This is a genomic window from Kocuria atrinae C3-8, from assembly GCF_000286355.1.
Taxonomy (GTDB): Bacteria; Actinomycetota; Actinomycetes; order Actinomycetales; family Micrococcaceae; genus Kocuria; species Kocuria atrinae_A.
This window is the reverse complement of sequence record NZ_AJXN01000052.1, coordinates 24,886-37,625: the sequence shown is the minus strand read 5'-3', so window position 1 is coordinate 37,625 and position 12,740 is coordinate 24,886. Positions and strand designations below refer to the sequence as shown.

Genomic DNA, 12,740 nt, shown 5'->3' with positions numbered 1-12,740 from the left:
TCGAGGAAGTGGACGGTCTCTTTCTCTCAAGGTCTCGCTACTTCAGCTGCTCCAACGCCCCGCGGATCCCCGCAACGTTCGCGGCCATGGAGTCCGCGTCGAACGGCATGGTCAGGAACGTGCACTTGGCACCCAGGGCGGACAACTCGTTCAACTCATCGAAGCCCGTCTGCGCCTGCGTCTCCACGTACTCACGTTCTTCGGCCACGTCATGTGCATTGTCAAAGCGTTCGGTGGTCCCCGCCCACTTGTTGAGCTGGCGGCGCGAACGGTCCACCCCGGCAATCGCGGAGGACAGGATCTCCGGAATCGCCTGCGTCAGTTCGCGAGCTTGGCCACCCGCGATGCAGTCCGGTTGGCACCTTCCGTCAGAGCGTCACACAGCAGCGGGACCGCGGTGAAGGCCTGCGTGGACTTGCCGTCCAGAAGCTCCAGGGCAAGTCGCCCGACCATGGAATTGTGCAGTCGCAACAGAGCGATGTCCGCGCGCATCTCGTCAATGGCACCCGCCAACTCCGCCAGCTGATCCGGCAGATTCTCGTATCCGGTCAGCGCAGACGCCACACGGTCATCGATGACCTCGGCCAGGTGCCGCAGCGTTTCCTGCAGGGCAGCGGTCTCCTCCGACGACGCCGCTGCGTCACCTCCCGCACCCTGGGGCGAGTTCTCGGTTGCCTCAGGAGCCAACTTGTCCGTGCCCGTGTGGACGCGTCGCGCAGGTCGCGGACGCGCTGAACGGTCGGAGCGACGTCGTCATTGGCGGCCCGCAACCGAGCGACGAGGGCGCCGTATTCTTCGAGCCGGGAAATCAGGCCCGTGACCTGGCCTTCGATGCTGCGCGTGATGTGAAGAAGCTGTCCCACCGCGCCGGTCGCGTCGGGGCGGTCGGGGAGGAGTGAGGACTGCGCGCTGTGTTCCTGCACCTCGGCAATCAGTAGCTGAGCACACAGATCCGCCACGCCGCTGAATCCCAGGGAACCCACGCGAGCGCCCAGGTCTTCGGCGCCCAGGACGGCTACCTGATGGCGGGAGTTGCCGTCCCGCTGGGCCTTCTCGACGTCCAACGTGGCCTTGTACTGCTCGAACACTACGTCCCACAGGTCCTGGCGAAGCGGCCGGGTGCGTACCGAGAGATAGGAATCGCCCACGGGAACCACGGTGGCGAACACGTCGTAGGTAGCGCCGTCGGCGGCCAGGTTGCGCACGTACGCACAGAACTTGCGGCCAGCCTGGAGCTCGTCCCACATGAACTTGAAGGCGGCCGCGGGCATCTCGGGGTGGCGCAGAATGTTGTGCGGAGCGCCCATGAGCTCGTCCTCGCCGTAGTGGCTGATGCGCACGAACACGTCGTTGGCGTTGGTGATCACGCCCTTCGCATCGGTGGTGGAGAAGAACATCTCCTCAACGCCGAATTCATGGCGCTCATCGGTGAGTTCCGGTCGCTTGGGCGTGTTCTCTGACATATCTCCCCCTGAGATGCGGACGTCGCATGAAAAGACACCGCTGTGTGCCTTTCAGTATCTCAAGGTTACCGGTTGGGAACCGTGGCTTACTCGAGCGCCTCGCCCAACTCCAGCCACCGCATCTCCAGCTCGTCCATCTGTTCCTGAAGCTCGGACTTCTGTGCGGACAGCTTGCCCAGCCCCTCGAAATCGGAGGGATCCGCTGCGGCCATGGTCTCGTCCAGGGCCTCGGCTTCCTTGTTGAGCTTCTGCAGCTTGCGTTCGACGGCGCCCAGTTCCTTTTGCGCGGCGCGCGCCTCGGAGCCGGAGAGCTTGGACTCGGAAGGCGAGCCTGCGGCGGCGTCGGCACCGGAACCCGAAGAAGAAGCCGCCATCGGGTTGGAGGCACCGGCAGAGCCAGCGGCCGATCCCGAATCGGACGAGGCCGAAAGCTTCAGGTACTCCTCGACACCGCCGGGCAGGTGGCGGAACTGGCCGTTGATCACGGCGTACTGCTGGTCGGTCACGCGCTCGAGCAGGTACCGGTCGTGGGAGACCACCAAGAGCGTGCCGGGCCAAGTGTCCAGGAGGTCCTCCATGGCGGCGAGCATGTCCGTGTCCAGGTCGTTGGAGGGCTCGTCGAGGATCAGCACGTTGGGCTCGTCCAGCAGGATCATGAGCAACTGCAGTCGGCGCTTCTGCCCACCGGACAGATCCTTGACCGGGGTCTTGAGCTGAGCGGAGGTGAATCCCAGTCGCTCGAGAAGTTGGGTGGGGCTCATTTCCTTGCCCTCGGTCACGTAGCTGGTTTTCTTGCTGGCCACGACGTCCGAGACGCGGTCGTTGGCCACGTCGTCGAGTTCCGCCAACTGCTGCGTGAGCGTGGAGATCTTAACGGTCTTGCCGCGCTTGACCCGCCCCGAGGTGGGGGAGACCGCGCCCGTGACCAGTCCCAACAGCGTGGACTTGCCCGCGCCGTTGACGCCCAGGATGCCCGTGCGCTCGCCTGGGGCGATCAGCCAGGTGACGTCGTTGAGCACGGTGGTTTCGCCGTTGGCACCGTCGAAGGAGACGGAGACGTTCTCGATGTCCACCACGTCCTTGCCCAACCGGGACACGGCCATGCGCGAGAGCGAGACCGAATCGCGCGGTGGGGGAACGTCGGAAATCAGTTGGTTGGCGGCGTCGATGCGGAACTTGGGCTTGGAGGTGCGAGCGGGAGCACCGCGGCGCAACCACGCGAGTTCCTTGCGCATAAGGTTCTGTCGCTTCTGCTCGACCACCGCAGCCTGGCGATCGCGCTCCACACGTTGCAAAACGTAGGCCGCGTAACCACCCTCGAAGGGCTCGACCATGCGGTCGTGCACCTCCCACGTGTCCGTGCACACGGCGTCCAGGAACCAACGGTCGTGAGTCACGACCACCAGCGCACCAGAGTTCTTGGACCAGCGGTTATTGAGGTGCTTGGCCAGCCAGGTGATGCCGTCCACGTCCAGGTGGTTGGTGGGCTCGTCCAGGAAAATGACGTCCCAGTCCTGGGCCAGCAGGCCGGCCAGGGCCACGCGACGTCGCTGACCGCCGGAGAGTTCGCTGACGTTCGTATCCCAGTCAACGTCCGAGACCAGACCCGAAATCACGTCGCGCACCTTGGCGTCCGAGGCCCATTCGTGGTCGGGGACATCGCCCACGACGGCGTGCCCCACCGTCTGGTTCGGGTCCAGGGTGTCCGCCTGGTCCAGCATGCCCACGGTGGTTCCCGAGCGAACGGTGACCCGCCCGCCGTCGGGATTGATGCGGCCGGCGAGTAGGCGCATCAGCGTTGACTTACCGTCGCCATTGCGCCCTACAATGCCAATCCGGTCACCCTGATCGATGCCTATGGAGACCGCGTCGAAAACGGTCTTGGTCGGATACTCGAGGTGCAGATTCTCTCCGCCAATCAGATGTGCCACGCAGGCCAGGATACAAGCGACAGGGTCATCCGGGAGAAGTGTCAGATTGGCATGGGAGACTTGAGCCATGCAAGAGACTTACGTGACCGCTCCCGTGGCCGGGACGGTTTTGGACACACCCCAGGATCTGGCGAGCGCCGTCGAACACGTGCGCGAGCACCCGGGGCCTGTGGAAATCACGCTGGGTGCGGACCGCCCGGTGGGCTTGCACATGGGAAGTATGGTGCAGCGCCAATCAGGCGAACAGCTGCGCAAAGCCGGCGCCGATCCGCTGATCCTGCGCGCACCGGTGTCCGTGGACGAGGACATGCCGGACGAGGGCGTGATTGCCGAGTCCGACGTCGCTCTGGTCCTGGCCCACGGCGTGCGCCCGGCGCTCGTGCTCGCATTGGAGGAGTCACCCACCGTGCCGGCAGCGGCAACGGCTGTATTCAATGGTTGCCGCGCTCGCGGAAGCCGCCTCGGCTCAGGACGTTCGGTTGCTCGTGCAAAACCACACCACCGTGGACGAGGTGGTCATGCTCCTGGTGCTCCTGGATCGCGAATTCGATCAGGGCACCCTGGACGTCACCGAGCCCGAGGTCACCTCACTGGCATGGGACGTGTCCCGCTCCCGCGGCGCGGGGCAGACCGACATGGACGCCTGGGGATTCGTCAAACGCGCAGCCAAACGTGCGCCTGTACTGGTGCGCGGTCTGGAACCGGGGGAGACCCACCACCTCGCACAAGCCCTGCCCGGCTTCGAGGAAGCCATGGCCAATGGTCGTCTGGTGGCGGTGGAACACTGCTCGGGACGTCACTGATGAACAAGTTCTTGACCGGTTTCCTCTTGGTTCTAGCTCTCGGCGCGCTCGGGGTTCTCATTGCCGCATTGACGCCGGCCTCTCCGAGTTTCACGGCGGTGTTCATTTTCGGAACCGTGCTCGCGGCCGTACTCCTCGGCACCATCATGTCCTTCCAGAAGTGGAAGAAATTTCCGTGGTTGCCGCTATTGGGAATTGCTATTGCAACGGTGGGATATCTCCTAGACGCCTTCGAAGTCAGTGTGGCGGGGATGTTGATGTTCTCGCTCTTCTGCGTGTGGCATGGTCATCAACTCGAACGACGTGCCAGGCCGAAGGCAAGTTCTCGAGCCTAGTTGTAACTCGTAGACGCCCGGCTGCCCATGGGTTGCCGGGCGTCTACGCACGGTCGAGTGGATGCTAAAGTAATTTCTCGTGCGTCACAGGTGCGCACAAGAATGCGGTGCCCACAAGGCAACGCTCCGCCATGGTGTAATTGGCAGCACACCGGCCTTTGGAGCCGTGAGTCTAGGTTCGAGTCCTAGTGGCGGAACGCACGAACCACCCAGGTGCAGATGGGTTCCCCCACCTGACGAGCAACCACGAGGAGTTAGCTCAGTGAGCATCGTCGATACCGCGGCCGATCAGAGCGCCGCGACCGCCGGGTCCAACCCCGCAGCAATCATCGTCCTGGCCGCAGGCAAGGGCACCCGCATGAAGTCCAAGACCCCCAAGATCCTGCATGAGATCGGGGGTCGTTCCATGGTCGGGCACGCTCTCAAGGTCGCGCGGGAACTGAACCCGGAACAGCTCGTGGCGGTTATCCGCCACCAACGAGACCTCGTGGAAGCACACATCAACGAGCTGGACTCCAGCGTGCTGATTGCGGACCAGTCCGACGTTCCCGGCACCGGCAGTGCCGTGGATGCGGGCCTGGAAGTTCTGGACCGCGAGACTCCCGTGTCCGGCACTGTGGTCGTCACCTACGGCGACGTTCCGCTGCTCACTGCACAGACCCTGCAGGACTTCGTGGCCTATCACCGTGACAACGGCAATGCCGTGACGGTGCTGACCGCGGATCACCCCACTCCGGGCAAATATGGCCGCATCCTGCGGGACGAAAACGGTCAGCTCTCGGAGATCAAGGAATTCAAGGACGCCACCGAGGAACAACGCGCGGTCGTGGAGGTCAACTCCGGCATCTTCGCTTTCGACGCCGCAGTGCTGCGCGACTCTCTGGCCCAGGTGGACACCAACAACGCCCAGGCCGAGAAGTACCTCACGGACGTTCCCAAACTTGCTCGCGCTGCGGGCCACCGCGTGGACGCCCTGAAGATGGCGGACTACATGGAGCTCGAGGGCGCCAACGACCGCGAACAGCTCTCCGAACTGGGTGCCTACCTGAACAAGCGCATCCTCAAGATGCACATGGCCAACGGCGTGACGGTCGTAGATCCGGGCACCACGTGGATCGACGACACCGTGGAGATCGAACAGGACGTCACCATCCTGCCCGGCACCCAACTGCACGGCAGCACGCGAATCGCCGAGGACGCCGTCGTCGGACCGGACACCACCCTGACCAACGTGACCGTGGGCAACGGCGCAACCGTGGTTCGCACTCACGGCAGTGACTCCGAACTGGGCGCGGGTGCCTCCGTGGGACCGTTCGCGTACCTGCGTCCGGGCACCGTGCTGGGCGCCAAGGGCAAGATCGGCACGTTCGTGGAGACCAAGAACTCGACCATCGGCGAAGGCTCCAAGATCCCGCATCTTTCCTACGTGGGCGACGCGACGATCGGCGACCACTCGAACATTGGTGCGGCCTCCGTGTTCGTCAACTACGACGGCGTCAACAAGCACCGCACCGTGGTGGGCAACCACGTGCGCATGGGTTCGGACAACATGTACGTTGCGCCCGTGACCATTGGCGACGGCGCCTACTCCGGTGCCGGCACGACCGTCCGCAAGGACGTGCCCGCCGGTGCGCTCGCCCTCACCGAGGGGAATCAGGTCATCGTGGAAGGATGGGTGCAGAAGCACCGTCCCGGAACCGATGCGGCCAAGGCCGCGGAAGCGTCCAACGGCTCATAAAACTCTGACCGCGCATCCCAGGCCTGAACCGGGCACGAGACACGCGACCAGCGCTCCATCAAGCATTTCGAGGAAAGCGAGTTCACATGACCGGAATTACGAATGCAGGGTCGAACCGCATGGTTCTGCTCTCGGGTCGTGCACATCCGCAGCTGGCGCAGGATATCGCACGCGAATTGGGCACCGAATTGGTCCCCACCGACGCGTACGACTTTGCCAACGGTGAGACCTACGTGCGATTCGGTGAGTCGGTGCGTGGCGCGGATGCATTCCTCATCCAGTCCCACCCGGCGCCCATCAACCAGTGGATCATGGAACAGCTGATCATGCTTGACTCGCTCAAGCGCGCATCGGCCAAGTCCATCACCGTGGTCAGCCCGTTCTACCCCTACGCCCGCCAGGACAAGAAGCACCGCGGCCGCGAGCCCATCTCGGCCCGCCTGATCTCCGATCTGTACAAGACCGCCGGTGCTGATCGCCTGATGTCCGTGGACCTGCACACCGCGCAGATCCAGGGCTTCTTCGACGGCCCCGTGGACCACCTCATGGCCATTCCGCTGTTGAGCGACTACGTGCGTTCCGTGGTGGACGAGTCCAACGTGACCGTGGTGTCCCCGGACACCGGCCGCGTGCGCGTGGCTGAGCAGTGGGCCGAGCGTTTGGGTGGCGCGCCGCTGGCGTTCGTGCACAAAACGCGCGACATCAACGTTCCCAACCAGGCCGAGTCCAAGCAGGTCGTGGGCGATATCGAGGGTCGCACCTGTGTGCTCATCGACGACATGATCGACACCGGTGGAACCATTTCCGGTGCCGTGAAGGTGCTGCGTGACAACGGTGCCAAGGACGTCATCATCGCGGCCACCCACGCGGTGTTCTCGGACCCCGCCGTGGAGCGCCTGGCCAACTGCGGTGCCATGAAGGTTGTCGTAACCGACACCCTCCCGGTTCCGGAGGAGCACCAGTTCGAGAACCTAGAGGTCATCTCGATCGCGCCCTTGATCGCGCGTGCCATCCAGGAAGTCTTCGAGGACGGCTCGGTGACCAGCCTGTTCAACGGCCGCTCCTGAGCATCAAGATCCTCGTCCGGTTCCGCTGAACCGAGACCATGAAAAAGCCACCCGCCGGTCAACGGCGGGTGGCTTTCTCGTTGCGTGGTGGTGGGCCCTTAGCGGGTGACCCACACGCGGTTGCTCACCGAGGACCAACGCACGGTGTAGCCCTTGGAGAAGCGCTGGTGCACCTCGGTGCCCACGCGGTACTCGTCGGTCACGGGGAAGCCGTAGCCGCGCTCATAACCGCGCTGGCTCCAGTGCTTGCCAATGGCTCCGTACTCCTTGATGGTGTTGGAGCCGGTGGAACGGGTCCACATGACCTTGTGAGTGCGACCGGCAGTCGTGGTGAAGCTCTGGTAGGCACCACCGGAGATCGAACGCTCTTCCGTGGACGGGAATCCCAGTCCGCGTTCGCGACCGGTTTGCACGAACTTGTTCCCAATGCTCGAGGTGTTGCGCACCATGTGTGCACCGGTACGCGGGTGCCAGTACGCGGTGGCCTTCACGCCGTTGCGCACGAACTCCTGGTAGCGACCACCCGAGGCAGCTGCGCGTTCGGGGGTCACAGCCTGACCCCACTTGGCGGCGCCGCCGGTGGCACGGTAGATGGAACCGATGCCGCCGCTGACGGTGTAGCTCTGGCTCCCGGCATTGGTGCTCGGCGCACGACCGCCCAGGGGCTTGTAGTTGCGCGAGCTGGCCATGGACTGCAGCTGAGCCCAGGATCCGCGGTACTGGTTGGAGTCACCGGAGAAGGGGCCGGAGGCCGAGAACTGCCAGATGTCGTAGGTGGACCAGCCGTTGGGCATGGCACCTGCACCGGTGGTGTTGTACGCGGCAATGTGCAGCGGGTGGGTATTGAACTGGGCCGTGTTACCCGTGCACGTGCGCCACCAGTCTGTGGTCGTGTAGATCGCGGGTAGCGACCGGTGCGCTGCTTGTAGCGGTCCGAGAAGGACTTGATCCACGAGTTCATCTGCGGCTGGGACATGTTGTAGCAGGTGTTACCCAGGCTCGAGTAGGGGTTGTACTCGATGTCCAGCAGACCGGGCAGGGTCTTGCCGTCCGCGGACCAACCGCCGCCGTTGTTCACGAAGTAGTCGGCCTGCGCCGCACCGGAGGACACGCTCGGCAGGGCGAAGTGGTAGGCACCGCGGATCATGCCCACGTTGTAGGAGCCGCTGTACTGCGAAGCGAACGAGGGGGACTTGTACCCGGTTCCCTCGGTGGCCTTCACGTACGCGAAGCGGGCGCCCTTGGAGTACTCGGCGCTCCAGTTCACGGTCGGCTGCCAACCGGAGACGTCCATGCCCATGATGCCCGCAGGACGCCACGTGTTGGCCTGGATCATCAGGGACATCGAACCTGCCGGACCCACAGTCTGGGTGCCGGAGGGGTCAGCGTTCGGGCTCTCCCGGGTTTCCGGGGTCACGGCACCGACCGACGCCGACGCCGCCGGGGCGGGTTTCGCGTCGAGGTCCTTTTCGACCTGCTCGAGTTCAGCTTCTGACTCGGGGGACAGGTTGGTGGTTTCTTCCATGGACTTCATGCGCTGACCCATGGTGGCGCCGGGGTTCTTATCGCCGGTCTTGGGCGGTGCGCTCGGAAGCTTGGGGTCCTTGACCACCGTGTCGAGTTCTTCGGTTTCCACGGACACCACGTTGCCGCGGTCGGGATCGAGATTCTCTGTGGGGGTTTCTACGGCCGTGGCCGGAGCGAATGTGGTGAATGCCAGAATGGCCGCCGTGACGGCAGCGGGCAGGGCTGTCTTTCGGGGGGAGATCACACGAATTGCCTTACTGGGGGATGGTGCGCGGGGGAGCGCTTGGGCATTGGGGGGCATAAGGATTCTAGACAACTTTCAGCGATTTAATGGGATTAATTTAAGGGAACCGATCACGAAAGCATTTCGAGGCCGCAAATTTTCGGTTTCGGACACCGTAAGTTCGCTTGCCTTTAATCGACGTTACCCGCCACCTCGCGATGGAGGTGACGGGCAACGTCTGCGGTCTGCGACCGCAGTAAGTGAGGATTGAGGCGAAGGTCAGTAGGCGCCGTCGGAGGCGAAAACGGCCTTGAAGGTTCGCAGCAGAATGATCATGTCCTGAACCGGGGACCAGTTCTCCACGTAGTACAGGTCCAACCGGACGGACTGTTCCCAGTCCAGGTCGGAGCGGCCGGAGACCTGCCACAGGCCGGTGATGCCCGGACGCACACGCAGCCGACGGTAGACGTGCTTCTCGTACTGGTCCACTTCCGAAGCCAGAGGTGGTCGCGGGCCGACCAGGGACATCGTGCCGCCCAGGACATTGAGGAACTGGGGAAGCTCGTCCAGGCTGTAGCGCCGCATCCACTTACCAGGCCGGGTCACGCGCGGGTCGTCCTTCATCTTGAACAGCACACCACCCTGTGACTCGTTGGCTGCGAGCAGTGCGGCCTTGCGCTCTTCGGCGTCCACGTACATGGAGCGGAACTTGAGCATCTTGAACCGGGTGCCGTCGATACCCACGCGCTCCTGCGCGAAGAAGGCGGGACCGCCGTCGTGCGTCTTGACGATCAGACCGAGCACGATCAGGACGGGCGACAACAGAAGCAGAGCGCAAGCAGCGCCCACGATGTCGATGCCGCGCTTGATCATCTTCTTGGAACGGGTGAAGCGCGGGGTGGCCACATGGATGAGCGGCAAACCTGCCAGCTGCTGGGTATGGATGCGCGGACCGGCGATGTCAGTCAGGCCGGTGTTCATGACCAACCGGATGTGCTCGTCCGCCAGAGCCCAGCCCAGATGACGGATCTCGCGAGTGCTCAGGGGCACAGAAGCGGTCATCACCAGGGTCTCGATGCGATTCTCGCAACACGCCTGCACAATGCCGGCCACACTGGGGCGCACGCCCTCTTCCAATGTGTTGACGGGTAGTTCAACGTGCTCGAGTTCCTTGGGCATCTCCCGCCGGGACCGCGGCATGTACACGGCCACCGGTTTGAAACCGGCGTCCGGGCGGCGCTGGAGTTCATCCACCATCTCCACAGCACCGGGGAAACGACCGATGATCATGGTCCGCGACATGGCCTGACCCCTGAAGCGCCGCTGCATCAGGTTGTGACGGGCTACGAAACGACCACCGATCAGGGTGAGCAGACCGAGCGGGAGGGCAGTGAGGACGTAACCGCGCGCCGTGGGAATGTCGAAAGCGTAGGACACAATGGCGATCGCACCGAAGAGGACCAGGGTGGAGGTGACCACCTGTTTGGTCTCCTCGACACCGTTACCGATCAATCGGACGCCGCGGGTGCCGCGAAGTTCCAGCCACGACCACCATCCGACTCCGAGAATCACACCGACTAACCAATAGGGAACCGGAATTGATTCGAGCGGGAGAAATCCATCGCCTAAGCCAAAGCGAATCAATTGGCTCAATGCCAATGCCACAGCCAACGCCAGAGCATCGGATATCCGCAGAGTCTGCTGGTATTTCTCACGCCACAACGCTTGCGTGTGGCGCACTGTTGGCTCCTTGAACATGATCGTCGTTCCCTCCCCCTAAAACGGTCGACGAGAGTGCGTGGTGATCCGCACCGCGTCAGCGCGACCGTGAATGTGAGGCGGCCGCACCTTGGAATCTCCCCCGAGATTCATGGTCTCCACGATAGCGCGAATTGCACCTATCTGGCCCCTGTCCAGGGCGAATGGGTACACAACGGGGGACGAGCATGTGAGCGGTTCGGGGGATAAAGGCCCGTGGTATTCTGTGTGAGTTGCCAAGGCGAGGGGGCAGCGTATTTTGCTGCCCCGTTATCGACGACGGCTGGTGGGATCGTGAACTCCCGTGACATCACGGATCGGGAGCGCCATGCGGTACCGCACCACGTCGGTTTGCTGACCGGTTCAACGAGTGGTGCGAGTGCCATTCGGGCGGTCAGTGTGGTGACGAACCGATAACCCACAATCGAAGGAGTTCCACCATGGTGGATATCATCAACATTCCCGGTACGCTGCGCACCGAATTCGGCAAGGGCTACGCCCGCCGCGTGCGTCAGAACGACCAGATCCCCGCAGTGATCTACGGCCACGGTGCCGAGCCCCTGCACGTGATCCTGCCCGGCCACGAGATGATGCTGGCTTCCCGTAACCCCAACGCTGTTCTCGAGATCAACGTTGACGGTGACGGCCACCTGGCCATGATCAAGGAAGTTCAGCGTCACGCTGTGCGCCCCGAGATCCTGCACATCGACCTGCTGACCGTCCGCCGTGGCGAGCGCGTCGAGGTCGAGATCCCCGTTCACGTCGAAGGTGAAGTTGCACCGACCGCCGTGCACAACGTGGAAGAGAACGTTCTGGTCATCGAGGCCGACGCCCTCAAGGTTCCCGAGTACGTCATGGTCAACATCGATGCACTCGAGCCCGGCGAGCACGTCTACGCCAAGGACATCACGCTGCCCAGCGGCGTCACCTTGGTCTCCGACGAGGAACTGCTCGTCATCAACGTGTCCGAGCCGGTCCAGCAGGACCTGGGCGAGGAGCCGGAGGAAGGCGAAGAGGCTGCCGAGGGTGAGGAAGCCGCTGAGGAAGAGGCTCCCGCCGAGGACGCAGAGTAAGAATTCCCTTGACCGCGCTGACATGTTGGTCGGCGCAGTGAAGTGATCGAACACGGCGGTAGGTGCCCACGGGTGCCTGCCGCCGTGTTTTCGTGAGTGCAGTTTCCATGAGCGCACCGTGTAACCGATGGGCTCATGGTGAAGATATCTGACCGCAGCGCAACGGTGCTGCAGCGAGCTGAAGACCGAACCGAAGGAGGCCATCCGTGGCAGATCGCACGTTGGTGGTGGGGCTGGGTAACCCCGGTGACCGTTACGCGGGGACACGACACAACGCGGGTGCATGGTGTTGGCCGAACTGGCCCACCGCGCGGGCGCCAAACTGTCGGCGCACAAGAGCCGCGCGGCGGTCGCGGAAACGCGGATGAGCCCGGGGTCGCCGCGGCTCGTGCTGGCCCAGCCGCTGAGCTACATGAACACCTCCGGCGGTCCGGTGTCCTCGCTTCTCAAGTACTACGACCTGGACGTGGACAACCTGGTGGTCATCCACGACGAGATCGACCTCCCGTTGGGCGCGGTCAAGCTCAAGCGTGGCGGTGGAGAGGGCGGCCACAACGGGCTGCGCGACATCACCAAGGCGCTGGGCACCAAGGACTACGTGCGCGTGCGCGTGGGTGTGGGGCGGCCCCCGGGCCGCATGGACACCGCCGACTACGTGCTCAAGCGGTTCTCCGGTTCGGAGTCCAAGGAACTACCGCTGCTGATCAGCGAAGCGGCTGACGCGGTGGAGATGCTCACCGAAAAGGGTCTGATCGACACCCAGCAGTACTTCCACGCACGCCTGTCCTCATGAAAATGCCCCGTCCCGAAAGCTCGGGACAT

The 12,740-nt window shown here is 63.6% G+C and carries 12 protein-coding genes, 1 tRNA gene and 2 pseudogenes; 7 read left to right on the top strand and 8 right to left on the bottom strand.

Annotated features, from left to right (window positions below; translation table 11 throughout):
- Positions 1-37 precede the first annotated feature (37 nt).
- From YO9_RS0106625 to YO9_RS19790, 5 genes are all read right to left on the bottom strand, one after another.
- Positions 38-208 (bottom strand): hypothetical protein, encoded by a 171-nt coding sequence (locus YO9_RS0106625; RefSeq protein WP_223286227.1) that lies wholly within the window; start codon positions 206-208, stop codon positions 38-40.
- A gap of 110 nt (positions 209-318) precedes the next feature.
- Positions 319-564, bottom strand: a complete 246-nt coding sequence (locus tag YO9_RS0106620; RefSeq protein ID WP_016996771.1) for a hypothetical protein — start codon at positions 562-564, stop codon at positions 319-321.
- Positions 549-1,463, bottom strand: coding sequence for a PAS domain-containing protein (locus YO9_RS0106615; RefSeq protein WP_016996770.1), 915 nt, complete (start codon positions 1,461-1,463; stop codon positions 549-551). The genes YO9_RS0106620 and YO9_RS0106615 overlap by 16 nt, the downstream gene beginning before the upstream one ends.
- Before the next feature lie 86 nt (positions 1,464-1,549).
- Entirely contained in the window at positions 1,550-3,394 is a 1,845-nt protein-coding gene (locus tag YO9_RS0106610) for an ABC-F family ATP-binding cassette domain-containing protein (RefSeq protein ID WP_016996769.1), read from the bottom strand.
- Positions 3,395-3,629: 235 nt separating this feature from the next.
- On the bottom strand, positions 3,630-3,755 hold the full coding sequence (locus tag YO9_RS19790) for a hypothetical protein (RefSeq protein WP_016996768.1): 126 nt from the start codon (positions 3,753-3,755) through the stop codon (positions 3,630-3,632).
- 73 nt (positions 3,756-3,828) lie between these two features.
- Between YO9_RS19790 and YO9_RS17350 the strand changes: the two genes are divergently transcribed.
- The 5 genes from YO9_RS17350 to YO9_RS0106585 all read left to right on the top strand — a co-directional run bounded on the left by YO9_RS17350 (position 3,829) and on the right by YO9_RS0106585 (position 7,337).
- Positions 3,829-4,197: a hypothetical protein gene (locus YO9_RS17350; RefSeq protein ID WP_016996767.1), complete on the top strand. Its 369-nt coding sequence runs from the start codon at positions 3,829-3,831 to the stop codon at positions 4,195-4,197.
- Positions 4,197-4,532 (top strand): hypothetical protein, encoded by a 336-nt coding sequence (locus YO9_RS0106600; RefSeq protein ID WP_016996766.1) that lies wholly within the window; start codon positions 4,197-4,199, stop codon positions 4,530-4,532. The genes YO9_RS17350 and YO9_RS0106600 overlap by 1 nt, the downstream gene beginning before the upstream one ends.
- A 125-nt stretch (positions 4,533-4,657) precedes the next feature.
- Positions 4,658-4,729 (top strand) — tRNA-Gln (locus tag YO9_RS0106595).
- A 65-nt stretch (positions 4,730-4,794) separates the two neighbouring features.
- Positions 4,795-6,270: a bifunctional UDP-N-acetylglucosamine diphosphorylase/glucosamine-1-phosphate N-acetyltransferase GlmU gene (glmU, locus tag YO9_RS0106590; protein ID WP_016996765.1), complete on the top strand. Its 1,476-nt coding sequence runs from the start codon at positions 4,795-4,797 to the stop codon at positions 6,268-6,270.
- A gap of 86 nt (positions 6,271-6,356) precedes the next feature.
- On the top strand, positions 6,357-7,337 hold the full coding sequence (locus YO9_RS0106585) for a ribose-phosphate diphosphokinase (RefSeq protein ID WP_031272811.1): 981 nt from the start codon (positions 6,357-6,359) through the stop codon (positions 7,335-7,337).
- A gap of 98 nt (positions 7,338-7,435) precedes the next feature.
- Here the strand turns inward: YO9_RS0106585 and YO9_RS17345 are convergent, their stop codons facing one another.
- From YO9_RS17345 to YO9_RS0106575, 3 genes and pseudogenes are all read right to left on the bottom strand, one after another.
- On the bottom strand, positions 7,436-7,888 hold the full coding sequence (locus tag YO9_RS17345) for an LGFP repeat-containing protein (protein WP_262925606.1): 453 nt from the start codon (positions 7,886-7,888) through the stop codon (positions 7,436-7,438).
- Positions 7,889-8,128: 240 nt separating this feature from the next.
- Positions 8,129-8,631 (bottom strand): annotated as a pseudogene (locus tag YO9_RS17340) (GH25 family lysozyme); the annotation flags it as partial.
- 735 nt (positions 8,632-9,366) lie between these two features.
- Positions 9,367-10,845, bottom strand: a complete 1,479-nt coding sequence (locus YO9_RS0106575; protein ID WP_031272810.1) for a sugar transferase — start codon at positions 10,843-10,845, stop codon at positions 9,367-9,369.
- Positions 10,846-11,285: 440 nt separating this feature from the next.
- Between YO9_RS0106575 and YO9_RS0106570 the strand changes: the two genes are divergently transcribed.
- Both YO9_RS0106570 and pth read left to right on the top strand, forming a co-directional pair.
- Positions 11,286-11,918, top strand: coding sequence for a 50S ribosomal protein L25/general stress protein Ctc (locus YO9_RS0106570; protein ID WP_016996761.1), 633 nt, complete (start codon positions 11,286-11,288; stop codon positions 11,916-11,918).
- A 206-nt stretch (positions 11,919-12,124) separates the two neighbouring features.
- Positions 12,125-12,711: pseudogene (gene pth, locus YO9_RS0106565) on the top strand (aminoacyl-tRNA hydrolase).
- Positions 12,712-12,740 lie beyond the last annotated feature (29 nt).

What these genes read in the sequence shown, in the direction of transcription:
- YO9_RS0106615 (WP_016996770.1), bottom strand. Translation starts at nt 1,463, where the DNA reads ATGTCAGAGAACACGCCCAAGCGACCGGAACTCACCGATGAGCGCCAT.
- YO9_RS0106570 (WP_016996761.1), top strand. Translation starts at nt 11,286, where the DNA reads ATGGTGGATATCATCAACATTCCCGGTACGCTGCGCACCGAATTCGGC.
- YO9_RS0106585 (WP_031272811.1), top strand. Translation starts at nt 6,357, where the DNA reads ATGACCGGAATTACGAATGCAGGGTCGAACCGCATGGTTCTGCTCTCG.
- YO9_RS0106575 (WP_031272810.1), bottom strand. Translation starts at nt 10,845, where the DNA reads ATGTTCAAGGAGCCAACAGTGCGCCACACGCAAGCGTTGTGGCGTGAG.
- YO9_RS17350 (WP_016996767.1), top strand. Translation starts at nt 3,829, where the DNA reads ATGGTTGCCGCGCTCGCGGAAGCCGCCTCGGCTCAGGACGTTCGGTTG.
- YO9_RS0106600 (WP_016996766.1), top strand. Translation starts at nt 4,197, where the DNA reads ATGAACAAGTTCTTGACCGGTTTCCTCTTGGTTCTAGCTCTCGGCGCG.